Raw genomic sequence first — 22813 nt, 5'->3', positions numbered from 1 at the left:
AAGACGATGACGACCACAGCCATGATCCCCGACGACGCCGTGTGGGACGGCGTGTCCAACCTGCTCGACCGGTACCTCCGGATACAGGCCGACGACCAGGTGTTCATCCTGTACACGGCGGACGCCCGGGAGCCGGCCGCGTGGGTCGCCGCCGAGCTGGCCGTCCGCGGCATCAAGCCCGCGCTGCTCGGCATGAACGCCGTCGACGACGACACCGTGGAGCCGCGGCTGCGCGCGGCGCTCCCCGACCCCGCGGCCCCGCATCCGCGCATCGTGCTGCTGACGATGGAGCTCAACTCGATGTCGCACGTGCTCCAGCTCCGGCGAGCGCTGGCCCCCTACGCCGAGGACCGCTGGGCGACGTACCGGATCATCAACGCGTCGGCGGAGTTCTTCCGCCACTCGATGAGCGTCACGCCCACGCTGCTGTCGGCGCTGAACGGGGCGCTGCTGACGCGGATGATGCCCGCGTCGCGCCTGCGCATCACCTCCAGCAGTGGCACGGACCTGGAGGTCGCCGTCGACTCCCGGCGGTACCGGTGGCTCAGCAACCGGGGTGTGTGGCGGGAGGGCGCGTTCCTCGTCCTGCCGCCGGGTGAGGTCAGCACGTACCCGGCGGACATCAACGGCGTCCTCGTCGCCGACGGGGCCTTCAACGTGACCTCCTACACCAGCCACGACGCCCGGCTGGCCGAGCACCCGGTCACGGTCGACATCGAGAACGGCCGGGTCGTCGATGTCGCGTGCGCCGACCCGATGGTGACCCGCCTGATGGACCGCTGCCTGAAACTGGAGAACGCCGACCGCATCGGAGAGCTCGGTTTCGGCACCAACGTCGGCACCACCGGCTTCATCCCGCTGAACTCCCACATCAACGAGCGCCACCCCGGCGTCCACCTCGGCCTGGGCATGCACGGGCAGCGCCTCGACGTGGTGGAGTACTGGTCCGACATCCACCTCGACCTGATCACCTCCGACGCGACCATCGTCGTCGACGGCCACACCGAGATCAGGAGCACGGACCTCATGGGCTTCGCCGGCGAAGTGCATCCGGCCCCCCTGACCGAAGGCCTGCACGAGGAGGACATCGACGGCGACTGCTGCGGCCTCATCGCCAGCGAGGTCGCCCGCGCCAAGAACGAGTTCCTCCAGATGCGGGACTGCCAGTAGTCCACCGCCACAAGATCGAGGCCGCGCGTCACGTTCCCGCGCGGGTGAGGAACCGCGAAAAACGTGCCACCGATTTCTCGCTCTCTCTTCGACGAATGTCGCGTTGAAGCGATTATTTTTGGTGGGGTTTCGGGCTGTCCAGTGGCCGTATATTGACAAAATTGTAACTGAATACGGCCACTAACGCCGCCAGTTCGGTCACGAGACCTCCCGCGTCAGGGCCAGGGCCCCCAGGACCACGTCCGCGATCTCCTCGGGTTTCCTGCGGTCGGTCGTGAGCACGTCCGGCAGCGGGCCTCGTACGCTCACCAGCCAGCTGCCGGAACGCGCCCCCACGGTCACCACCGCGATCGGCCTGCCGTCCCCGGCCGGAATGACCAGCTCAGGGGCCAGGCGCATGTGGATCCGGCGAGACGAACTCTCACCGGCCAACCGCAGGCGGATGGTCTGAATCCGGAAGGACCGGACACCCAGCCTGCTCAACAGGCGCTGCACACCCGCCAGCGCTTCACTGAAATCTTCCGCCGCCGACTCGGATACCGCGTCGTCCTCATGCCACTCGGCGCGGAGGCCTGTGGCCGTCTGTCCGTTCGCCATGGCCATGACGGTAGGAGCCCGCGCTGTCGAATGGAAACGAATTTGCTTGGCTTTGCTCGAATTAGCGGCGACCCGATCTCCTGGATGGACTTGTCGCCGGGCAACCGAAATAAAAAAGGTGTCCCGGCGTCGCCCCCTTACGTGACGAGACCTCTGCGGGCCGGGCGGCCCGCAGAGGTCTCTTGTCAGGGTCCAGGCGACCGTGATCAGGACGGCTTGCATCCTACAGCTTGAGCCCGAACAGGAGCGGGTCGTGGTCGGAGGAGCGGTAGGCGTCGGGGGCGTAGAGGGACGGCGGGTTGAACTCGGTGTTGTAGTCCATGAAGCGGCCCTCGTCGGCGTTGATGTGCCAGATGGTGGCGCCGGTGATCTTCTTGGCGAGGTTCTTGCCGACCAGGGCGTGGTCCAGCTCGCCGGAGAGGGACTCGAAGACGTAGCTGTAGCGGTCCTTCTTGGAGATGTGCTTCTTGGTGACGCTGACCAGGTTGCCGGTCTCCAGGGTGTCGATCGGGTCCTCCTCGCCGTAGGCGTTGAGGTCGCCGATGACCACCGGGTTGGGCAGGTTGTAGGTGCCGATCAGGCCGAGGATGGCCTGCGCCTGGCGGACGCGCTCGTCGTTGAAGCAGCTCTGGCCGTCACCCTGGTCCTGGTCTGCACCGGTGGCGCCGTCGCAGCCCTTGGACTTGAAGTGGTTGACCATCATCGTGAAGACGCTGCCGTCGTCGTCGTCCTTGGTGCGCTGGAACATCTGGATGAGCGGCGGGCGGCGGAAGACCGGGTCGGCGGAGGACTGGGTGGCGCCCACCGGCCGCAGGACGGCCGGCTTGTAGATCAGGGCCACCTGGATGGCGTCGGTGCCGGGGGTCGGGGAGACGATGCCCTTGTAGGTGCCGGCGCCGACCTGCGCGTTCAGGGCGTTCACCAGGGCGTTCAGGGCGGTGGTGCCGTTGTTCTCGACCTCCATCAGGCCGACCACGTCGGCGTTGAGGCCCTTGAGGGCGGCCACCAGCTTCGGCAGCTGGCGGTCGCGCTCCTCGGCGGTGGTGGCGCCGCGGGAGCCCAGCGTGGTGAACCAGTTCAGGGTGTTGAAGCTGGCCACGCGTACGTCGCCGCCCACCTTCTCCGGCTTGACGGGCTTGGGGTTGACGGACTGCACGGAGACCGTCTGGGTGGGCTCGATGCGGTACAGGTTGAAGCCGTAGGTCAGGACGCCGGTCAGGTCGTCGATCTCGTCGCCGAGGCGGACCGTGTTGGAGCCCGCGGTGTGGTACGGCAGCGCGGGCGGGTTCTGGACGTTGGAGCCGTCGTCCAGCAGGATGCGGCGGCGGGCGTCCAGCGCGGGGTCTACGCCCTCGCGGTCGGTGGGCTGGAACAGGCGGCCCTGCGAGGAGAGGGTCATCTCGCCGAAGCGGCCGAGGTTGAAGACCTCGGAGACGGTGAGGTCCTGCGGGAAGGTGACCAGCACGCCCTCGTAGCGCTCGAAGGTGATGCCCGTGGCCAGCGGCAGGTTCACCTTGGCGGCCTTGATCGTGCCGGTGCCGCAGACGTCCACGGACGTGGCCGGGGAGATCTCGGTGAGGCCGTTGAACTCGACCGCGGTGCCGCTCACCAGCACGCGGTCGCCGACGGCGGCCGGGCGGGTGGTGAAGACGAACAGGCCGTCGGAGGTGGCCGGGTCGGCGTCCGGGGTCGCGTCCTGGATGTAGAAGCCGCCGAGGCCGCCGGTGGCCTGGAAGTCACCGGTCACGACGCCCTCGACGCGCACCTGCGAGCCGGACAGCGGGCTGGTCTCGCCCGAGCCCTGCACCTGCGCGATCTGGTGGGTGACGGGGGTCGCGCACGTCGTCGGGTCCGGCGTGGGGGTGGGGGTGGGCGTCGGCGTGGGAGTGGGAGTGGGGGTGGGGGTCTCCGACGGGGTGGGGCTGGCCGTCGGGGTGGGCGTCGGGGTGGGGGTCTCGGTGGGCTCGCCGCCGCACGGGGCGGGCGTCGTGGCCGTGTTGCGCGGGGCCGGGGCGCTCGCGGTGAAGTCCGCGGAGTTGGTGTCGGTGTCGGTGCAGCCCTGCTCGCCGCGGATCGCCGCGGTGGAGTTGGTCAGCGCCGGGGCCGGGGTGCCCTCGGAGAAGTTCGCGTTGCCGTACCCCACCAGGTCGGCGATGAGCGCGAGCTGCTCGGCGGTGCAGGGGATGGAGCCGCCGTTGCAGGCCAGGCCGTCGGCCGAGCGCACCAGGGCCACCTTGCCGGCCGTGCCGCTCAGCGCGAGGTTGCCCGTGGTGTCGGGCGTGGGCAGCGGCGTGCTCGGGGTGGCGCCGGGGGCGAGCTGCACCAGGTGGTACTGACCCGGGGCGAGCGAGCCGGAGAGGTTCACCTTGTTGGAGGCGAACGCCCCGGTGCCGGTGGCGCTGGCGTACTGCACCGACCAGCCGTCCAGGGAGACGGCCGACCCGCTGCGGTTGAACAGCTCCACGAAGTCGTTGGTGAACGGCGCACCGGAGTTGCCTCCGCCGCCGTACACCTGAGAGATCACCACGGTCCCGGGTTCGGCCGAGGCCGGGGACAAAGATAGTGCGGCAGCACCGGCGATCGCGACGCCGGTGGCCAGCAGGGCGGCGAGCGCCCGGGATAGACCACGCATGACCGGGAGCGTAGAGCGATTAAACCCCGGTATCTCCACCTAGAGCTTTATAGAAGATGAAATGACGGAATCTTGACAAATGGTGGCCACCATAGGTCGGAAGGTTGGCGCCCCTTGACCTAGCGGGAACGTTGCAAACGGCCTCACGGTTACATACCGCACGCCGCCGATCACCCTAGAACCGGACTTTACTCTCTATTCAGGACGGCTTTATCACCCCTCCGGCGTCCCGCCCGACCCGCCGCTTCGCGTTTCACCGGCGTCCGGGGCGCCGCACCGCGCGAATCTCAGGGTGGATCCCGGGGTTCCCCCGATGCCACCGGCGGGGTGTCCCTGGACAATGGAACATCCGGCCGTCCGTCCTGGGCGGCATACGGCGGGCTGGGGAGATGATGGCGGGCACCGGTGTGATCGACGACTACGTGACCACGCTGGCCCGCACGCTGCGCGGCCCCGGGCGGCTGCGGCGCGACATGGTGGCCGAGGCGCGCGACGGGCTGGAGGACGCCGCCGCCGCGTACCGCGCCGAGGGCACCGACCCCGTGGCGGCCGAACGCATGGCGGTGGCCGAGTTCGGCCCGATCGCCGAGGTCGCGCCCGGCTACCAGGAGGAACTCGCCGCGTCCGTCGGCCGCAGGACCGCCGCCATGATGTTCCTCACCGTCCCGGTCATCACCGTCCTGTGGACCATGGTCTGGCACGTCTACCCCGAACTGCCACCGCCCACCTACGAGGGCAAGCCGTCGTGGTTCATGCCGCTCGCCCGTTTCCTGGACTTCGTCCAGTTCGCCATGGGGCTGCTGGGCGCCGCCGCGCTGCTCCTGCTGAGCCGCAAATGGCGCGGCGTCCGCCGCCCCGAGACCCTCACCCGGGCCCTGGGTGCCCTGCTGTGGATTCAGGCCCCCGTCATCTTCCTGATGTCCGCCGCTCTCACCGTCGGCGCCGGTTCCGCCCTCGACGGCTTCCACCGGTACACCCCCGGCCTCGTCCTGACCATCGCCACCACCCTGTCCCACGTCTGGCTCCTGTACGCCGCGACCCGCTGCCTCATCACCACCCGCGGCGCCACCACGCCGCTACCGGCCCGGCGCCGCATCCTCGGCTGACGCGGGCCGCGGGCCGCGGGCCGCCGACGAGTTCATCGGCGCGCGGCTCCGTCGGTCAGGGCTGGGAGCGCGGGGTGAGGATCTTCGTCATCACGTCGGTGAAGTCGGTCCAGGCCGTGCGCTCGCCGGCGAGGGCGGTGCGGCCGGAGCGGGTCAGGCGGTAGGTGCGGCGTTTGCGGCCGGCCACCGTGGCCCACTCGCTGGTGAGGTGGCCGACGCGCTCCAGGCGGCGGAGGGCGGGATAGACGGTGCCGGTGGGGACGGTCAGGGCGCCACCGCTGCGCTGCTGCAGGGCTTCGATGATCGCGTAGCCGTGCAGTGGCTCGTTTTCCAGGACGGAGAGCAGTAGGGCGTCCATGTGGCCGCGCAGAGCGTCGGTGTTCACCGTACAAGCCTAGCCGGGAGTCGCATGTAGGCAGTCTACATGTAGGCTCTCTATATGTAGGCAGGCACAATTACCGGAACCTGGAAGAGGCATCATGGATGTGCTCGACCTGGCCCGGCTGCAGTTCGCGGTGACGGGGAGCCTTCACTTCCTGTTCGTCGTGCTGACGCTGGGCCTGGCCCCCCTCGTGGCGATCATGCAGACCCGGAGTCTGCTCAGCGGCAAACCGGTCTTCGAGCGGATGACCCGCTTCTGGGGGCAGATCTATGTCATCAACTACGCCGTGGGCGTGTTCACCGGTCTGGTGATGGAGTTCCAGTTCGGGCTGAACTGGAGCGGGCTGTCGCACTTCGCCGGGGACGTGTTCGGCGCGCCGCTCGCCATGGAGACGCTGGTGGCGTTCTTCCTGGAGTCGACGTTCCTCGGGCTGTGGATCTTCGGCTGGAACCGCCTGCCGAAGAGGCTGCACCTGGCGTGCATCTGGCTGGTGGCGCTCACCGCTTACGCGAGCGCGTTCTTCATCATGGTGGCCAACTCGTTCCTGCAGCACCCGGCGGGCGCCGTGCTGCGGGAGGGCCGCCTGGTGCTCACCGACTTCGGCGCGCTGCTGTCCAACCCCAGCCTCGTCGCGGCCTTCCCGCACGTCGTCGGGGCCGGGCTGTTCGCCGGCGGGACCGTCCTCACGGGGGCGAGCGCCTACAAGCTGTTCCGGCGCACCGCCGACCAGGAGTTCTTCCGCCGCTCGCTGCGCACCGGGGTGATGTGGGGATCCATCGGCGTCCTGCTGGCGGTCGCGTCCGGATACCTCCAGCTGGGCGTGGTCAATGACATCCAGCCGGGCAAGTTCGACACCCAGCTCGCGGGCCAGGCCCTGAGCAACATGCGTCTCGTCGGGGAGCTCTGCCAGCTCGTCTTCCCGTTCATCCTGGCGCCCCTGCTGATCAGGAACCTGCTGGCCCGCTGGCGCTGGATCCACCCGCTGCTCATGCTGCTGACACCGCTGCCGTTCATCGCCGCCGCCCTCGGCTGGCTCGCCCGCGAGGCCGGGCGGCAGCCGTGGGTGGTGTACGGCGAGCTCGACGTGGCCCACGCGATGTCCCCGGGGCTGACGTACCAGAACGTCCTGGTGTCCTTCGTGGCCTTCGCCGGGGTGCTCGGCCTGCTCGCGCTGGTCGACTACCTGCTGATCGCGCGGGCCGTGCGGCGCGGGCCCGGCCAGGTGGCCCTCGGGGCCCCGGCGCCCGCCGACCCCACCCCCTCCCCCGCCCTCGCCCTCTGACCCGCTGAGGAGCTCCCTCATGGAGATCATCTGGCTCGCGATCCTCGCGGCGCTGCTGATCGGATACTTCGCCCTGGAAGGCTTTGACATCGGCCTCGGCATGCTGCTCCCCGCGCTGGCCCGGGCCCGTGAACGCGCCGGGGAGCCCGGCACGCGCCAGGACCAGCGCGACCACCTGGTGGCGGCGATGGCGCCGTTCGTGCTGGCCAACGAGGTGTGGCTGGTCGCCGTCGCCGGGACGCTGCTCGGGGTGTACCCGGTGCTGGACGGCCGCCTGTTCGACGGCCTCTATCCGGTGGTGGTGCTGCTGGTGACGTCCTGGATCCTGCGCGACGCCGGGCTGTGGTTCCGGCGCAGGATGGACGGCGGGGCGTGGCGGGCGTTCTGGGACGCGGTGCTGTGCGCCGGGTCGTGGGGGCTCGCGCTGAGCTGGGGGGTGGCGCTGGCGTCGGTGGTCCGCGGCCTGCCCGGGCAGCCGTTCGACCTGGCCGGGCTGCTGTACGGCCTGGTGGTCGCCGCCGTGCTCGCCGCGCACGGGCGCGCGTTCGCCGCGTGGCGGCTGTCCGGCCCCCGGGAGACGGGGCGGGGCGGACGGCGTCTCGCCCTGACCGCGGCGCTGGCCGTGCTGCCGGTCGCGGTGCCGCTGGCCGTCGCCGCACCGTCACTGCTCGACCACACGGTGTCATCGGGCACGCTGAATGTGCTCAGTATCATCACGCTGCCGGTCCTCCCCATCCTCGTGGTGGCGCAAGTATGGGTATGGCGCACGTTCACCCCCGGCCGGGGCGTGATCGGCACGGGCGCCGCCCGCGTTCCGTCGTTCTTCTAGGGAACCGATGCACAAAGAACTGCTGCGGCTGGCGCGGACCGAACCGGCGGTCCGCCGCCACCTGCTGGTCTGCCTGGCCGCCGCCGTCCTCGCCGGGCTGCTGGTGCTGGCCCAGGCCGAGGTGCTGTCCGGGGTGCTGTCCGGCGCCCTGACGGTCTCGGCGCTGCCGGTGCTGGTGGCCGTGGTGGTGGCCCGGGCGCTGCTCGGGCGGGCGCAGGGCGCCGCCGCGGGCCGCACCGCGACCGCGCTGAAGGCGGTGCTGCGGCACCGGCTGCTGGCCCGGCTGCGCGACCTCGGCCCGGCGCGGCTCACCGCGCACCGTTCCGGGGAGCTCGTCACGCTGGCCGGGCGCGGCCTGGACGCGCTGGACCCCTACGTCGGCGGGTACCTGCCCGCGGTGGCGGTGGCGGGTGTGGTGCCGATCGCGGTGCTGGCCCGGCTGTTCGCCGCCGATCTGGCCACCGCATTGATCGTGCTGGTGACGCTGCCGCTCATCCCGGTCTTCGGCGCGCTGGTCGGCTGGCAGACCAAGGCGGTCACCGAACGGCAGTGGCGGGCGCTGTCCCAGCTGGGCGGCCACTTCCTCGACGTGGTACGCGGCCTGCCCACCCTGCGGGCATTCGGCCGCGCCCGCTACCAGACCACCGTGATCCACCACGTCGCCGGCGCCCACCGCGCCGCCACCATGCGCACCCTGCGCGTAGCCTTCCTTTCCTCCCTGGTCCTGGAGTTGGTGGCCTCCCTCTCCCTCGCCCTGGTCGCCGTTCCCGTAGGCCTCCGCCTGCTCTCCGGCTCCCTGGACCTGCGCACCGCCCTACTGGTCCTCCTCCTCGCCCCCGAGGCGTACCTCCCCCTCCGCGCGATGGGCACGAAGTTCCACGCCTCCATGGAGGGCGTCGCCGCCGCCGACGACACCTTCACCGTCCTGAACAACCCCTCCACCCCCGTCGAACCCCCACCCCCCACCGCTTCCGCTGCCACGAAGCCAGGAACCATCGGCGCATCGGACATTTCCGATATCGGAGACATGGAGGGAGAGATGCCGGAGATTCGGCTGGAGGGGGTCACCGTCCGGTATCCGGGGCGGGAGGACGCGGCGCTGGACGGGGTGTCGCTGGTGATCTCACCGGGTGAGCGGGTGGCGCTGGTGGGAGAGAGCGGAGCGGGGAAGAGCACGTTGCTCGGACTATTGCTCGGGTTCGTTGCGCCGGAGTCGGGACGGGTGCTGGTCGGCGGGGTGGAGCTGGCCGCGGTCGATCTCGATCGATGGCGGCGCAGGCTGGCGTACGTGCCGCAGCGGGCGCACCTGTTCGCCGGGACGGTGGGCGACAACATCCGGATGGGATCGGACGCCACCGCGGGGGACGTCCGGGCCGCCGCGACGGCCGCGCGGGCGGCGGAGTTCGTCGAGGCGTTGCCCGATGGGTACGCGACGGTCCTAGGCGAGCGCGGTGCGAACCTGTCGGCGGGACAGCGCCAGCGCGTCGCCCTGGCCCGCGCGTTCTGCCGCCCCGAGGCCGAGGTACTGCTGCTGGACGAGCCCACCGCGCGCCTCGACGGCCGCAGCGAGGCCGCCGTCGTCGAGGCCACCCGCGCCCTGTCCACCGGTCGCACCGCCGTGATCGTGGCCCACCGTCCCGCCATGATCGCCCTCGCGGACCGCGTCGTCCGCCTCCACGGCGGCCGGGTGATCTCCGACCACACCACCGCTCCCCCGGACGCCCTGGAGGCCAGCCACATGACCACCTCCGGAGATGCCCAGTGAGCCGGGCATACCGCGACGGGAGGGGGCCCGGCGACGGGAGGAACGGTCGCACTATGCGTCAAGTCTGGCGGCAGGAAGGGATGGTCCGGCGGGCGCTGGTGGCGGCGCTGGCGGGGGCGGCGGCGGAGCTGGCGGGGCTGGGGCTGATCGCGGCGGCGGCGTGGCTGATCACGCGGGCGGCGCAGCAGCCTGAGCTGGCGGCGCTGAGCGTGGCGATCGTGGCGGTGCGGGCGTTCGCGACCAGCCGGGGAGTGTTCCGGTACGGCGAACGGCTGACGGGGCACGACGTGGCGCTCCGGGCGCAGGCGGCGACCCGGGAGGAGCTGTACGAGGCGCTGGTCCCGGCCGGTCCGTCGCGCCTCGGCGGCGCCGACGCGCTGAGCCGCATGGTGGACGACACCGACGCCGTACAGGACCTGCTGGTGCGATGCCTGCTGCCCGCCGTCGCGGCCACGGTGACAGCGGTCGCCGCCGTGGTGCTGGGCGCGGCCCTGCTGCCCGCGGCCGCGCTCACCCTGCTGGCGGGGCTGGCGGTCGCCGGGGTGCTGCTGCCCTCGGCGGCCGTGGCCGCGGCGCGGCGCTGGTCGGCCGCGCTGGCACCCGCCCGCGCAGAGCTGGCCGCAAGGGTGGCCGACCTGGTGCACGGCGCCGCCGACCTGGCCGCCTACGGCGCCGGGAACCGCGCGCTGGCCGCCGCGGCCGAGGCCGGTGAGCGGCTGGCGGCACTGGAGCGGCGGCAGGCCCGGGCCAACGCCACCACCCTCGCCCTCGGCACCCTGGTCCAAGGCCTCACCGTCGCGGCGATCGTGCTGGTAGCGCAACGGGCGGCCCTCGGCCAGGTGCCCACCGCCGTGCTGGCCCTGACATCCCTGGTCGCCTTCGAGCCGGTACTGCCGCTCGCCGCCGCCGGCGAGCGGTTCGCCGGAGTGACGGCCGCCCTGCGCAGGCTCCGCGAGGTGCGCTCCGCTCCCCCCGCCGTCCCGGAGCCCGCCGCACCCGTCGCCATGCCGGAGGGACCGCTCACGGTGCGGGCCGAGAACCTCGTCGTCCGCCACCGCCCCGGCCTGCCTCCCGCGCTGGACGGCGTCTCGCTGAGCCTGACCCCAGGACGCCGCGTCGCGGTGGTCGGACCGAGCGGCGCCGGCAAGAGCACGCTGCTCGCGGCACTGATGCGCGACGTCGACCCCGAGTCCGGATCACTGCTGGTCAACGGCGTGGACGTACGCGAGATGTCCCCCGACGACGTCCGTGCGCGGATCACCGGCCTGACCCAGGACCCGTACGTCTTCCGGGCCTCACTGCGCGACAACCTGCTCCTGGCGGGCCCCGAAGCGAACCAGGACGACCTGACCCGGGCGGTGCGCCGAGCGCGGCTGGACGAGTGGGTGGACCGCACCGGCTGGGACACGACACTGGGCGAGGACGGCCGCACCGTCTCCGGCGGCCAACTCCAGCGCCTGGCCCTGGCCCGCGCCCTGCTACGCGACCCCGAGGTACTACTCCTGGACGAGCCCGCCGAGTCCCTCGACGCCACCACGGCCGACGCCCTCACAGCGGACCTACTGGACGCCACCCACGGCCGCACCACCCTGCTGGTCACCCACCGCCTCCACGGCCTGGAGCACCTAGACGAAATCATCGTCCTGGAAGACGGCCACATAACCCAACGCGGCACCCACCCCCAACTAATCTCCACCCCCGGCTACTACCAAGACCTCTGGCACTCCGAATCCCTCACCACCCCCACCCCTGACCCGGACCCCACCACCCGCCACTAGAGCGTCCCTCACCCGCACCGCCTTGCCCGCTGTCACGGTCCCGAATGAGCGCTCGCTAGTCCGGTCGTCCTGTCGTGGCCTCCAGCGCGTACACCTTGCCGTCACGGCTGCCGACGTAGACCACGCCACCTGCCACCGCCGGACTGGAGACGACGTAATCTCCGGTGCCGTAGGCCCACCGGAGGCTACCGGTGACAGGGTCCAGCGCGTACACCTTGCCGTCATTGCTGCCGACGTAGACGGTGTCACCTGCCACCGCTGGGCTGGAAGTGACAGAGCCTCCTGTGCTGTAGGCCCACCGGAGGCTACCGGTCACGGCGTCCAGCGCGTACACCTTGTGGTCGTAGCTGCCGACGTAGACATTGCCGTTAGCGACTGCCGGACTGGAGTAGACGTAGTTGCCGGTGGTGTAGGCCCAGCGGAGTTCGCCGGTCATGGCGTCCAGCGCGTACACCTTGCCGTCGTGGCTGCCGACGTAGACGGTGCCGTTTGCGACTGCCGGACTGGAGTAGACGTAGTTGCCGGTGGTGTACGTCCATCGGAGTTCGCCGGTCGCGGCGTCCAGCGCGTACACCTTGTGGTCGTGGCTGCCGACGTAGACGGTGCCGCCCGCTATCGCCGGGCTGGAAGTGACGTAGTTGCCGGTGGTGTACGTCCATCGGAGTCTGCCGGTGACGGCGTCCAGCGCGTACACCTTGTGGTCACGGCTGCCGACGTAGACGGTGCCGCCCGCTATCGCCGGGCTGGAAGTGACGTAGTTGCCGGTGGTGTACGTCCATCGGAGATTGCCGGTGGCAGTGTCCAGCGCGTACATCTTGTCGTCGTAACTGCCGACGTAGACATTGCCGCCCGCTATCGCCGGGCTGGAAGTGACGTAGTTGCCGGTGGTGTAGGTCCATCGAACACCGCCGGTGACAGCGTCGAGCGCGTACACCTTCTTGTCGTGGCTACCGATGTACACGGTGTCGTTGGCCATCAGCGGGCTGGAGTAGATGGCGTTGCCGGTGGTGTAAGGCCAGCCCTTGTCGCGGGCGGGAGAACCAGCGGGGCTAGGGGGGCCGGTGCTGCCCGCGCGGGGGGCCGTCTCAGGACCGGCGAGGAGTGGTTGCAGAAGTAGACCCGCGATCAGGAGGGTTCCGGTGATGGCGATTACACCGATGATCGCTGTCCGGTTCACGAAACCGCGTCCGGGACGGGTGTCGGCAGGGGGCGTCTGCCGGGCGTGCTGGGCCCAGGCGATCACTACCGCTGCTAAGGGGAGTAGCGAGAGCAATTGGGCCAGGTTGGCGGCGGATTCGAGTCCTCCTGCACGTAGCGCGAATCCGATCGCCAGTGCTGTGGCTCCAAGTAGCAGCCCTGCTGTGGGCCAGCGCCACCGGTGCCACCAATCGTTCACTCCTACATTGTCCTGCTGCGCGGCATCTGTGCTCGGGTTGTGACCAGATTGATAAATCAGGATATCGGGCTTGTCTGTTTGGACATATCCCCGAGCGGCTTGCCACGGATAGTGGTTTTCTGTATGGCATTCGCCCTGCAGTATGGGACAGCAGTGTCACCGCCTCCTGGACATACCGCCAAGCGGTCGTGTCCGGCACCCCTGACCCGGCTCAAAACTCGCTGAAGGTGTCGCCTTTGCGCAGGTAGACCAGTGTGAGCAGCGTTTACTGTCCGGGGTTCAGCAGCCGCCACTTCGACCCGATCATCTTTGCGTCGCCTCCGAATGAGGCCGGCCACGTAGTTCGGCCTTGAACGCGACAAATCGACGGCAGCGCGATAGAACAGCACCCGAAGCTCCTGGTGATGGCGGACAGATTGCGGTGATCAACCCGTCTACCCGCGCTCGCGATCATGCCGTGACCCGCCGACCGCCATCGGGGGATGAAAAACCTTCCTTGTAAGCTCCAAATCTATTTGCCGTGAACACGGCCGCCGCCGTACGGCGAGACACCGACCCAGCGAAACCCATCGCGGCGGAGCTCCATGAGCCCGGCTGGCCCCCGGGGGCGCGGAGGTGTCCCCCGCAAAGAACAGCCCTTGCGGCTTCCGCGCGGAGCGCGGCCCCCGCAAAGACCATTTCACCGGCTCGGCACACACCACGGGTTACCCACCGTAAGGCGGCGCCGAGTGCACCACACCACGACCCGCCGCATCGGCGCCGGAGAAATGGCCGTGGGCGGCACGCGGGCACGCTTCGCGCGGGCCGCAGGGTGCGGCGGGACGGCGGGACGGCGGGAACGGCGGGAACGGCGGGAACGGCGGGAACGGCGGGAACGGCGGGAACGGCGGGAACGGCGGGAACGGCGGGAACGGCGGGAACGGCGGGAGGGCGGGAACGATGAGCCCGGCAGGGCCCGGGGGTGCGGGGGTGTCCCCCGCAGGAGAACAGCCCTTGCGGCTCCCGCGCGGAGCGCGCCCTCCGCGAGGACCATTTCAGGCGGCGCCGCACACACCGCGGGTTGTCCGCCGTAGGACGGCGCGGGATTCGCCGTACCCCTTCCCGCCGCACCGGAGCCGGAGCCGACGGAGTGACGGACCGTCGCAAACCGGTTTGCGCTTCAAACCAGTTGGGTTTATATTACAAACCAGTTTGAGAGGCACGCTCGCGAGGAGAAGTCATGGGTAGCGGTGACGGGGACGACGAGACGGTGATGAGTCCGGCGGAGTCGCTCGCGGTGATTGAGCGGCAGAAGGCCGAGACCTCCAAGCGGCTTGGGGGGGATCCGTTGCCGTTCTTTCTGGCGTGGGGGCTGGCGTGGCTGGTCGGGTTCGGGGCGTTCTTTCTGCGGCTCGGGCTGGATGGGCGGGCGTATGTGAACATCTCGCGGGGGGCCTGTCTGGTGACGTTGTTCGTGTCGCTGGCGCTGGCCATGGCGTTCACGGCGTTGCTGGCCTGGCGGCAGGGCAGTCAGGTGCGGGGGGCCTCGCAGGAGCGGGGGACCATGTACGGGCTGTCGTGGTCGGTCGGGTTCGTCACGATGACGGGGATCGCGGTGCGGGCGGGAAAGGACCTGCCGGAGGCCGAGTCGTACCTGCTGTGGGCCTCGTTGTCCATGCTCGTGGTCTGCTTGCTGTTCATGGCGGGCGGGGCGGTCTTCGGGACCCGGCCGATGTTCGCGGTCGGCGTCGCGCTCGCGGCCGTCAACCTGCTCGGTGTGGTCCTCGGGCCGGGGTGGCACGCGTTGCTGGCCTCGGTGGTGGTGGGCGGCGGGTTCATCGTGATCGGCGGGGTGCTGCGGCTGCGCGGGGTGACGCTGTGAGCTTCCCCGGGGAGCTGCCGGAGCTGGACCCGGTCATCCACGCCCAGGCACGCCTGCGGGTCGTCACCGCGCTGTCCATCCTCCCCGAGGGCGACCAGATCAGTTTCCCCAGGCTGAAGGACATCCTCGGCATGACCGCCGGCAACCTGTCGGTCCACCTGGCCAAGCTGGAGGACGCCGGGTACGTCGGCATCGCCAAGACCCACAAGGGACGCACCCCGGTCACCTACGTCTCGCTCACCCGCCGCGGCCGGCTGGCGTTCGACGACTACACGACCGCGATACGCGCCCTGCTCGACACGGCCGGCCCGCGCACGGCACCGGCCGGCGGGAACACAGAGAACGAAGAAACGGGGCACCCCTCATGACCCAGTCCGCAGAGATCATGGCCTCCGCCACCCGGGTCACCCGCCGCTACGGCGAGGTGACGGCGCTGGACGACACCTCCCTCGAGATCCGCGCCGGGGAGCTGATCGGCCTGCTCGGCCCGAACGGCGCGGGCAAGTCCACCCTGGTCAACCTGCTCGCCGGGCTGCGCAGGCCCACGTCGGGCACGGTCACGCTGTTCGGCGGGGACCCCCGCGACCCGGCCAGGCGCCGGTGGCTCGGCATGACCCCGCAGGAGACCGGCCTGCCGTCGACGCTGCGGGTCCGCGAATGCGTGGACTTCGTGGCGGCCCACTTCCCCGAGCGGGCCGTCCGGGACGAGCTGCTGGAGCGCTTCTCGCTCGGCGACCTGCGCGACCGGCAGATCGGCGGCCTGTCGGGCGGGCAGAAGCGGCGGCTGGCGGTGGCGCTGGCGTTCGCCGGGCGCCCGCGCCTGGTGCTGCTGGACGAGCCGACCACCGGGCTGGACGTGGAGGCCCGGCGCGCGTTGTGGGACGCCGTCCGGGACTTCCACGGCGACGGCGGCACCGTCCTGCTGACCAGCCACTACCTGGAGGAGATCGAGGCCCTGGCGCAGCGGGTCATCGTGATCGGCCGGGGCCGGGTGCTGGCCGACGACACCCTCGGCGCCGTGCGCGGCATGGCCGGGGTCCGCAAGGTCGTGCTCACCGCCGCGGACCTGCCCGAGCTGCCGGGCCTGCTGCGCGAGGAGCGTGACGGCGAGCGCGTCCACCTGCTCACCTCGGACGCCGACGAGCTTGTCCGCGTCCTGGTCCGCTCCGGCGTGGCCTTCTCCGGCCTGGAGATCCAGCCCACCAGCCTCGAGGACGCCTTCCTCGCTCTCACCACCGGCGAAGCCCCGCCCGTCGCCGCCGCCTGATCGCGCACGGGCCCTCGCATCCATCCCCTCGTCCCACCCCCTTCAGGGAGTCCTCGTGTCCCTCGTCCTGACCCATGCCAAGTACCAGATCCTGGAGATCGTGCGGATCCCGATCGCGGTGATCGGCAACGTCTTCTTCCCCTCCGCGATCATGTTGTTCTTCGTCGTCCCGTTCACGGGTGACGATCCCGTGGCCGCGACGTTCGCCACCGGCTCGATGGTGACGTTCGCCGTCATGTCGACCTGCCTGTTCTCCTACGGGATCGGGGTGGCGGAGGACCGCGCGCAGCCGTGGGACCCCTACCTGCGCACGCTGCCCGCGGGGCCGTGGCCGCGGATGGGGGGACGGATCTGCGCGGGGCTGGTCATGATCGGCATCGCGCTGGTGCCGGTGCTGATCATCGCGGCGCTGTTCACCGAGGCGACGGTCAGCCCGCTCGGCCTGCTGCTCGGCCTGGGCGCGCTCGCCGTCGCGGCGCTGCCGTTCACCTTCCTCGGCCTGCTGATCGGCTACACGCTGCCGTCCAAGGCGGCGATCGCCGTGGCGCAGGTGGTGTTCTTCCCGCTCGCGTTCGGCGGGGGCCTGCTGACCAACCCCCAGCAGAGCCCGGCGTTCATCGAGATCATCGCGCCGTACCTGCCGACCCGGGGCGCGGTGGAGCTGGTCTGGGCCGCCGTCGCGGACTTCACGCCCCAGGTGACCTCGCTGATCTCCCTCGCGGTCTGGACGGCCGCGGCCGGCGCGCTGGCCGCGTGGGCGTTCCGCCGGGACGAGGGGCGGCGCTTCTCCTGACGGCGGGGGCCACGGGAAGCGCCGAGGCCGCCGCGGGGAGTCCCCGCGGCGGCCTCGTGGCGTCGCCGGGCGGCGCGCTCGGCCGGGCGTGACATCCCGGCCTCTCCGCGCCGCGCTCCGGTCACGTGTTCCGCTCCCGCGACGTGTCAGCTCTCGGTGGTGCGCTCGGCGAGGGTCACGGTGACGGTCGAGGTGCTGCCGCCGCGCTCGTAGGTGAGGACCACCTTGGTGCCGGGCTTGAGGGCGCGGATCGCGCCGACCACCGTGTCGGCGCCGCCGACCTGGGTGCCGTCGATCTTGGTGATCAGGTCGCCCTCCTTGAGGCCCGCCTGCTCGGCCGGGCCGCCGGCCTGCACCGAGCCGATCACGGCGCCCTCGACGTCGCCCGTGGCGTCGGCGAGGTTGACGCCGAGGAAGGCGTGCGAGGCCTTGCCGCTCTTGATGAGCTGGTCGGCCACCTGCCTGGCCGTGTTGATCGGGATGGCGAAGCCCACGCCGATGTTGCCGTCGCCGCCGTTGGTGGCGATGGCGCTGTTGATGCCGACCACTTGCCCGGAGGAGTCGACCAGCGCGCCGCCGGAGTTGCCCGGGTTGATGGCCGCGTCGGTCTGGATGGCGCCGCCGATGGTGGTGGAGGCGTTCTGCTGCTGCTGCCCGGGGCGGCCCCAGCCGGGCGGGAGGCCGGGGTCCTGCTGGGACGGGGCGCCGCCGACGGTGACGGTGCGGTCCAGCGCGCTGATGATGCCCGCGGTCACCGAGCCCTCCAGGCCGAGGGGGCTGCCGATGGCCAGCACCGCGTCGCCGACGTTCAGCTTGTCGCTGTCGCCGAGGGTGGCCTTGGTCAGGCCGGAGACGTTCTGCGCGCGGATCACGGCGAGGTCGGTGGAGGGGTCGGTGCCGACGATGGTGGCCGCGGCGGTCTTGCCGTCGGTGAACTTGACCTGCACCTGCCCGCCCTGCCCGGCGCCCGCCACCACGTGGTTGTTGGTGAGGATCAGCCCGTCCGCGGAGAGGATCACCCCGGAGCCCTCGGCCTGGCCCTGCGCGGCGGTCACGGTGATCGACACCACCGACGGCTGCACGGCGCGGGCCACGTCCGCCACGGTGGCGCCCGCGGCGTTGGAGGCGGGCCGCATGATCGGGCTGACCGCCGCCGGGGTGCTGTCCCCGGCCGTGGCGACCAGCGCCCCGGCCACCCCGCCGCCGACGGCCACCGCCGCCAGCGCGAGCCCGGCCAGCGCCTTGCGTCCGAAGTTGCCCCGCGGGGGCAGCGCGCCCGTGGGCGGCGGGCCCGGGGGCACCACGGTCGGCGGCTCGGCGCCGGCCGGGGGCTGGTACCCGCCGTGCTGCGGAGGGGTGCGGCCGAACTGCGTCCAGCCTCGCGGCTGCGGCTCCCCACCCGGAACGGCCATTACCTGTGTCTGTGTGCGCGGGTCCTCGGTGTTCATCTCTCCCCCATGGTCATCCGCACTGTGCGGCCCTTTCGGCCACTCCTGGTCGGGGCCGGTAAAACAATGATGACAAACCCGCGATAAGAGCTGCCTAAGTCTTGTCTGAAGGTTTCCTGAACGCCCGCGTACGATCTCGGCCCGCCGGGTACTCCGGGCTCCGCAGCCGGTCTAGCCAGGCTCCCCCGCTGGTCAGAGCACACGCCGGGCCGCCGCACGGCCCGGATCGGGGTAAAGTGGCGCAGGACGGGGAGGCGATTTCCCCGGACGCACGGAGTCAAGGCTCCGGTCATTTCCGGAAACGGTCTCCGGCTTACGCCGAGCTTATTTCCGCATTTCCTGGACCCGCCCGGCGGGGGATTTCCGGAAAATCTTCGATAAACCGGGACCTAGTGCCGCATTAAGCCCGCTCAGCGTTCCCGGGTGACGTCGCGCCGGTACTCTTCGCGCAGCAGCCGCTTGAGGAGCTTGCCGGTGGGGTGGCGGGGCAGCTCGTCGCGGAAGTCGACGGTGCGGGGGCACTTGTAGGCGGCGAGGTGGGCGCGGCAGTACTCGATGAGCTCGGCCGCCAGCTCCGGGCCGGCCTCCGCCGGGTCGGCGGGCTGCACGACGGCCTTGACCGTCTCGCCCATCTCCTCGTCCGGCACGCCGAACACCGCGACGTCGGCCACCTTGGGGTGCACCGCCAGCACGTTCTCGGCCTCCTGCGGGTAGACGTTCACCCCGCCCGAGATGATCATGTAGGAGCGGCGGTCGGTGAGGTACAGGAAGCCGTCCTCGTCGAGGTGGCCGATGTCGCCGAGGGTGGTCCAGCCCCGGCCGCCGGGGTCCTGCGCGGCACGGGTCTTGCCCGGGTCGCCGTGGTACTCGAAGCGGGGGCCGCCGGAGAAGTACACGGTGCCGTCGCGGCCGGGCGGCAGCTCGTCGCCGTCCTCGTCCAGGACGTGCGGGTGGCCGAGCAGGGGGCGGCCGACGGTGCCCTTGTGGGCGAGCCAGTCCTGCGGCGAGGCGTACAGGAAGCAGTTGCCCTCGGTGCCCGCGTAGTACTCGTGCACGATGGGGCCCCACCAGCCGAGCATGCGCTCCTTGACCGGCACGGGGCAGGGCGCGGCGGCGTGGACGGCGCAGGCGTGCGAGGACAGGTCGTAGCGGGCGCGGGCGGCGTCCGGGAGCTTCAGCATCTTGATGAACATCGTGGGCACCCACTGCGAGTGGGTGACCCGGTGCCGTTCGATCAGCGCGAGGGCCTGCTCGGGGTCGAACCGCTCCATCACCACGATGGTGGCGCCGAGCCGCTGGAACGACATGCAGTACCGCAGCGGGGCGGCGTGGTACAGCGGCGCGGGCGAGAGGTAGACCGAGTCTGCCGAGGGCCGGAACAGCGCCTGGATCAGCTGGAGGAGCGGGCCCGGGGTGTCCAGCGGCGCCAGCCGCAGCGGCGGCTTGACGCCCTTCGGCCGCCCGGTGGTGCCCGAGGAGTAGAGCATGTCGGCGCCGTGGCACTGGTCGTCCAGCGGAGTCGCCGGGTGCGCCGCCACGGCCTCCTCGTAGGAGCCGAAGCCCGGGGCGACGCCGTCCATCATCAGCCGCAGGCCGACCTTCGGGGTCCGGCCGGTGACCGAGACGGCCACCTCGGCGAGCGCCGCCGAGGAGATGAAGACCCGGGCCTCGCAGTCGTCCACGATGTAGGCGAGCTCCTCCGAGCGCAGCCGGGAGCTGATCGGCGTGTAGTACAGGCCGGACCGGTGGGCCGCCCAGGCCACCACCAGGAACAGGGGGTGGTTCTCCAGCATGAACGCGATGTGGTCCCCCGGCTCGAGCCCCGCCGCGCGGAACACCCGGGCCAGCCGGTTGGACTCCTCGTCCAGCTCCCGGTAGGTGACCACCCGCCCGGACCCCGCCATGACCACCGCGGGCTTGTCGGGACTTTCTGCGGCGACGGCACCCGGATGCATGAAACCGAACATTACTCGGTTTGTGGTCGGCACGAAAGGATCAGCGGGCCGGGCACGCCGCGGCCCGCCGTCCGGGCCGGAGTCCGGAAGGCGGGCCGTGGTCATGGCGGGGCAGGGGTCAGGCGACGGCGGGTTCCGGGACCGTCGCGGGGGTGAGGGCGATGGCCAGGACCTCGCGGACGTCGCTCACCGTGTGGACGGTCAGCTCGTCGCGGACGGCCCGGGGGACGTCGTCCAGGTCGGGCTCGTTGCGGGCCGGGATGAGCACCGTGGTGATGCCCGCCCGGTGCGCGGCGAGGAGCTTCTGCTTCACGCCGCCGATGGGCAGCACCCGGCCGGTCAGCGACACCTCGCCGGTCATCGCCACGTCGGACCGCACGGGGCGGCCGGACAGCAGCGACGCCAGGGCCGTGGTCATCGTGACGCCCGCCGAGGGGCCGTCCTTGGGGATCGCCCCGGCCGGGACGTGGATGTGCACGGACCGGTCCTTCAGGGACCCTACCGGCAGCTCCAGCTCCACGCCGCGCGAACGGAGGTAGGACAGCGCGATCTGCGCGGACTCCTTCATCACGTCGCCGAGCTGCCCGGTCAGCGTGACCGCCGTGGACCCGGTCTCGGGGTCGGCGAGGGACGCCTCGACGTACAGCACGTCGCCGCCCGCCCCGGTGACCGCGAGGCCGGTCGCCACGCCGGCCACGGCGGTGCGCTGCGCCGACTCCGGCAGCGAGGACTCCGGCACGTGCCGGGGCCTGCCGAGGTAGCCGACCAGGTCGGCCTCGCCCACCCGCACGGGCAGCGCGCCGGCCGACAGGGCCGCCTTGGCGGTCACCTTGCGCAGCACCCGGGCGATCGCCCGCTCCAGCGAGCGCACGCCCGCCTCACGGGTGTACTCCCCGGCCAGCCCGCGCAGCGCCTCGTCGTCGAACGTGACGTCCTGCGCGGTCAGGCCCGCCTTGTCGAGCTGGCGCGGCAGCAGGTGGTCGCGCGCGATGGCGACCTTCTCGTCCTCGGTGTAGCCGTCGAGGGTGACGATCTCCATGCGGTCCAGCAGCGGGCCGGGCACCGCCTCCAGGACGTTGGCGGTGGCGAGGAACAGCACGTCCGACAGGTCGAGCTCGACCTCGAGGTAGTGGTCGCGGAACGTGTGGTTCTGCGCGGGGTCCAGCACCTCCAGCAGCGCCGCCGTCGGGTCGCCGCGGTAGTCGGCGCCGACCTTGTCGACCTCGTCCAGCAGCACGACGGGGTTCATGCTGCCCGCCTCGCGGATGGCCCGCACGACGCGGCCGGGCAGCGCGCCGACGTAGGTGCGCCGGTGGCCGCGGATCTCGGCCTCGTCCCGCACGCCGCCGAGGGCGACCCGGACGAACTTGCGGCCCATGGCGCGGGCCACCGACTCGCCGAGCGAGGTCTTGCCGACCCCGGGAGGCCCGGCCAGCGCCAGCACGGCGCCGCTGCGGCGCCCGCCGACCACGCCGAGGCCCTGGTCGGCGCGGCGCTTGCGCACCGCGAGGTATTCGACGATGCGCTCCTTGACGTCGTCCAGGCCGGTGTGGTCGGCGTCCAGGACGGCCCGCGCGGCGGAGATGTCGTAGGAGTCCTCGGTGCGGGTGTTCCACGGCATGTCGAGGACGGTATCCAGCCAGGTGCGGATCCAGCCGCTCTCGGGCGACTGGTCGGAGGTGCGCTCCAGCTTGCCGACCTCCTTGAGCGCGGCCTCGCGGACCTTCTCCGGCAGGTCGGCGGCCTCCACGCGGGCGCGGTAGTCCTCCTCCTCGGAGGCGGCGTCGCCGTTCAGCTCGGCCAGCTCCTTGCGGACGGCGGCCAGCTGCTGCCGCAGCAGGAACTCCCGCTGCTGCTTCTCCATGCCCTCCTGGACGTCCTTGCGGATGGTCTCGGCGACGTCCAGCTCGGCCAGGTGATCACGGGCCCACTCGACCAGCCGGGCCAGCCGCACGGCGGGGTCGGGCTCTTCCAGCAGCTCGACCTTCTGGGCCGTACTGAGCCACGGGGCGTATCCGGAGCTGTCGGCCAGCTCGGAGGCGTCCTTTATCTGGTTCACCGCGTCCACGACCTGCCACGCGCCGCGCTTCTGCAGGATGGTGGCCGCGAGCGACTTGTACTCCTTGGCCGACTCCTCGGCGCGGTGGTCGGCGGGCACGACCTCCATGGGGGTCGCCTCCACCCACAGGGCGGCACCGGGGCCGGTGGTGCCCGAGCCCACCCGCACGCGCTCCACACCACGCAGCACCGCGGCGGGGCCGCCGCCGGGCAGCCTTCCGACCTGCTCGATCACGGCGGCGACGCCCACGGCGCCGTACCTGCCGTCCAGGCGCGGCACGAGCAGCACCTGCGCCTTGCCCTGCTCAGCCGAGGCCCTGGCGGCGTCGATGGCCGCGCGCACCTCGGTGTCCGACAGGTCGAGCGGGACGACCATGCCGGGCAGGACGACCTCGTCGTCTAGCGGCAGAACCGGGAGGATCAAGCTCTGACTCATGCGAACTCCAAGGGTTGAGTTACATGCACTCAATTAATGAGAGCCCACGATTGTTCCC

The 22813-nt window shown here is 71.3% G+C and carries 17 protein-coding genes; 10 read left to right on the top strand and 7 right to left on the bottom strand.

Features of this window, described 5'->3' with window-relative positions:
- The first annotated feature begins 6 nt into the window (after window positions 1-6).
- Window positions 7-1170, top strand: coding sequence for a hypothetical protein (locus tag ACFP1K_RS05375; RefSeq protein WP_380747505.1), 1164 nt, complete (start codon window positions 7-9; stop codon window positions 1168-1170).
- Window positions 1171-1368: 198 nt separating this feature from the next.
- Here the strand turns inward: ACFP1K_RS05375 and ACFP1K_RS05370 are convergent, their stop codons facing one another.
- Together ACFP1K_RS05370 and ACFP1K_RS05365 are read right to left on the bottom strand one after the other, a co-directional pair.
- The gene (locus ACFP1K_RS05370) at window positions 1369-1767 is read right to left on the bottom strand and encodes a hypothetical protein (RefSeq protein ID WP_380747503.1); all 399 of its coding nucleotides are present in this window, start codon (window positions 1765-1767) and stop codon (window positions 1369-1371) included.
- 223 nt (window positions 1768-1990) lie between these two features.
- Window positions 1991-4399, bottom strand: a complete 2409-nt coding sequence (locus ACFP1K_RS05365; protein ID WP_380747501.1) for an ExeM/NucH family extracellular endonuclease — start codon at window positions 4397-4399, stop codon at window positions 1991-1993.
- A gap of 389 nt (window positions 4400-4788) precedes the next feature.
- Between ACFP1K_RS05365 and ACFP1K_RS05360 the strand changes: the two genes are divergently transcribed.
- Window positions 4789-5505: a permease prefix domain 1-containing protein gene (locus tag ACFP1K_RS05360; protein WP_380747499.1), complete on the top strand. Its 717-nt coding sequence runs from the start codon at window positions 4789-4791 to the stop codon at window positions 5503-5505.
- Window positions 5506-5560: 55 nt separating this feature from the next.
- On the opposite strand, the gene ACFP1K_RS05355 is transcribed toward ACFP1K_RS05360, so the two are convergent.
- Window positions 5561-5890, bottom strand: a complete 330-nt coding sequence (locus tag ACFP1K_RS05355; RefSeq protein WP_380747496.1) for a helix-turn-helix transcriptional regulator — start codon at window positions 5888-5890, stop codon at window positions 5561-5563.
- A 94-nt stretch (window positions 5891-5984) separates the two neighbouring features.
- On the opposite strand from ACFP1K_RS05355, the gene ACFP1K_RS05350 reads away from it, so the two are divergent.
- Genes ACFP1K_RS05350 through cydC form a run of 4 tightly spaced genes read left to right on the top strand, consistent with a single transcriptional unit; the run spans window position 5985 to window position 11541 of the window.
- The gene (locus ACFP1K_RS05350; RefSeq protein WP_380747493.1) at window positions 5985-7169 is read left to right on the top strand and encodes a cytochrome ubiquinol oxidase subunit I; all 1185 of its coding nucleotides are present in this window, start codon (window positions 5985-5987) and stop codon (window positions 7167-7169) included.
- A 19-nt stretch (window positions 7170-7188) separates the two neighbouring features.
- Window positions 7189-7998: a cytochrome d ubiquinol oxidase subunit II gene (locus ACFP1K_RS05345; RefSeq protein ID WP_380747490.1), complete on the top strand. Its 810-nt coding sequence runs from the start codon at window positions 7189-7191 to the stop codon at window positions 7996-7998.
- A 7-nt stretch (window positions 7999-8005) separates the two neighbouring features.
- Window positions 8006-9763 carry a thiol reductant ABC exporter subunit CydD gene (cydD, locus tag ACFP1K_RS05340; protein ID WP_380747488.1) on the top strand — a complete coding sequence of 586 codons (1758 nt, stop codon included), beginning with the start codon at window positions 8006-8008 and terminating at the stop codon, window positions 9761-9763.
- Between the two features lie 53 nt (window positions 9764-9816).
- Entirely contained in the window at window positions 9817-11541 is a 1725-nt protein-coding gene (gene cydC / locus ACFP1K_RS05335; protein WP_380747486.1) for a thiol reductant ABC exporter subunit CydC, read from the top strand.
- 55 nt (window positions 11542-11596) lie between these two features.
- Here cydC and ACFP1K_RS05330 read toward each other — a convergent pair whose 3' ends face one another.
- Window positions 11597-12718, bottom strand: coding sequence for a beta-alanine-activating enzyme beta-propeller domain-containing protein (locus tag ACFP1K_RS05330; RefSeq protein ID WP_380747484.1), 1122 nt, complete (start codon window positions 12716-12718; stop codon window positions 11597-11599).
- 1438 nt (window positions 12719-14156) lie between these two features.
- Between ACFP1K_RS05330 and ACFP1K_RS05325 the strand changes: the two genes are divergently transcribed.
- The 4 genes from ACFP1K_RS05325 to ACFP1K_RS05310 are packed head-to-tail and all read left to right on the top strand — an operon-like array spanning window position 14157 to window position 16858.
- The gene (locus ACFP1K_RS05325; protein ID WP_380747482.1) at window positions 14157-14798 is read left to right on the top strand and encodes a hypothetical protein; all 642 of its coding nucleotides are present in this window, start codon (window positions 14157-14159) and stop codon (window positions 14796-14798) included.
- Window positions 14795-15166, top strand: a complete 372-nt coding sequence (locus ACFP1K_RS05320) for a winged helix-turn-helix domain-containing protein (protein ID WP_380747480.1) — start codon at window positions 14795-14797, stop codon at window positions 15164-15166. Before ACFP1K_RS05325 ends, ACFP1K_RS05320 begins: the two co-directional genes overlap by 4 nt.
- Window positions 15163-16065, top strand: coding sequence for an ABC transporter ATP-binding protein (locus ACFP1K_RS05315; RefSeq protein ID WP_380747478.1), 903 nt, complete (start codon window positions 15163-15165; stop codon window positions 16063-16065). The genes ACFP1K_RS05320 and ACFP1K_RS05315 overlap by 4 nt, the downstream gene beginning before the upstream one ends.
- 55 nt (window positions 16066-16120) lie before the next feature.
- Window positions 16121-16858, top strand: a complete 738-nt coding sequence (locus ACFP1K_RS05310) for an ABC transporter permease (protein ID WP_380747476.1) — start codon at window positions 16121-16123, stop codon at window positions 16856-16858.
- 146 nt (window positions 16859-17004) lie between these two features.
- On the opposite strand, the gene ACFP1K_RS05305 is transcribed toward ACFP1K_RS05310, so the two are convergent.
- The 3 genes from ACFP1K_RS05305 to lon all read right to left on the bottom strand — a co-directional run bounded on the left by ACFP1K_RS05305 (window position 17005) and on the right by lon (window position 22755).
- Window positions 17005-18306, bottom strand: a complete 1302-nt coding sequence (locus ACFP1K_RS05305) for a S1C family serine protease (protein WP_380747474.1) — start codon at window positions 18304-18306, stop codon at window positions 17005-17007.
- A 410-nt stretch (window positions 18307-18716) separates the two neighbouring features.
- Entirely contained in the window at window positions 18717-20261 is a 1545-nt protein-coding gene (locus tag ACFP1K_RS05300; protein ID WP_380747472.1) for an acyl-CoA synthetase, read from the bottom strand.
- Window positions 20262-20379: 118 nt separating this feature from the next.
- On the bottom strand, window positions 20380-22755 hold the full coding sequence (lon, locus tag ACFP1K_RS05295; RefSeq protein ID WP_380747470.1) for an endopeptidase La: 2376 nt from the start codon (window positions 22753-22755) through the stop codon (window positions 20380-20382).
- Window positions 22756-22813: the final 58 nt, after the last annotated feature.

This window comes from Sphaerisporangium aureirubrum (assembly GCF_042658925.1).
GTDB classification, from domain to species: Bacteria; Actinomycetota; Actinomycetes; order Streptosporangiales; family Streptosporangiaceae; genus Sphaerisporangium; species Sphaerisporangium aureirubrum.
Note: the sequence above shows the minus strand (reverse complement) of the source record. Positions and strands in the feature narration are given on the sequence as shown.

Excerpts from the sequence above, each read along its gene's own strand:
- ACFP1K_RS05375 (WP_380747505.1), top strand. The coding sequence starts at position 7 with ATGACGACCACAGCCATGATCCCCGACGACGCCGTGTGGGACGGCGTG.
- ACFP1K_RS05370 (WP_380747503.1), bottom strand. The coding sequence starts at position 1,767 with ATGGCGAACGGACAGACGGCCACAGGCCTCCGCGCCGAGTGGCATGAG.
- ACFP1K_RS05365 (WP_380747501.1), bottom strand. The coding sequence starts at position 4,399 with ATGCGTGGTCTATCCCGGGCGCTCGCCGCCCTGCTGGCCACCGGCGTC.
- ACFP1K_RS05360 (WP_380747499.1), top strand. The coding sequence starts at position 4,789 with ATGATGGCGGGCACCGGTGTGATCGACGACTACGTGACCACGCTGGCC.
- ACFP1K_RS05350 (WP_380747493.1), top strand. The coding sequence starts at position 5,985 with ATGGATGTGCTCGACCTGGCCCGGCTGCAGTTCGCGGTGACGGGGAGC.
- ACFP1K_RS05345 (WP_380747490.1), top strand. The coding sequence starts at position 7,189 with ATGGAGATCATCTGGCTCGCGATCCTCGCGGCGCTGCTGATCGGATAC.
- cydD (WP_380747488.1), top strand. The coding sequence starts at position 8,006 with ATGCACAAAGAACTGCTGCGGCTGGCGCGGACCGAACCGGCGGTCCGC.
- cydC (WP_380747486.1), top strand. The coding sequence starts at position 9,817 with ATGCGTCAAGTCTGGCGGCAGGAAGGGATGGTCCGGCGGGCGCTGGTG.
- ACFP1K_RS05325 (WP_380747482.1), top strand. The coding sequence starts at position 14,157 with ATGGGTAGCGGTGACGGGGACGACGAGACGGTGATGAGTCCGGCGGAG.
- ACFP1K_RS05315 (WP_380747478.1), top strand. The coding sequence starts at position 15,163 with ATGACCCAGTCCGCAGAGATCATGGCCTCCGCCACCCGGGTCACCCGC.
- ACFP1K_RS05305 (WP_380747474.1), bottom strand. The coding sequence starts at position 18,306 with ATGAACACCGAGGACCCGCGCACACAGACACAGGTAATGGCCGTTCCG.
- ACFP1K_RS05300 (WP_380747472.1), bottom strand. The coding sequence starts at position 20,261 with ATGCATCCGGGTGCCGTCGCCGCAGAAAGTCCCGACAAGCCCGCGGTG.
- lon (WP_380747470.1), bottom strand. The coding sequence starts at position 22,755 with ATGAGTCAGAGCTTGATCCTCCCGGTTCTGCCGCTAGACGACGAGGTC.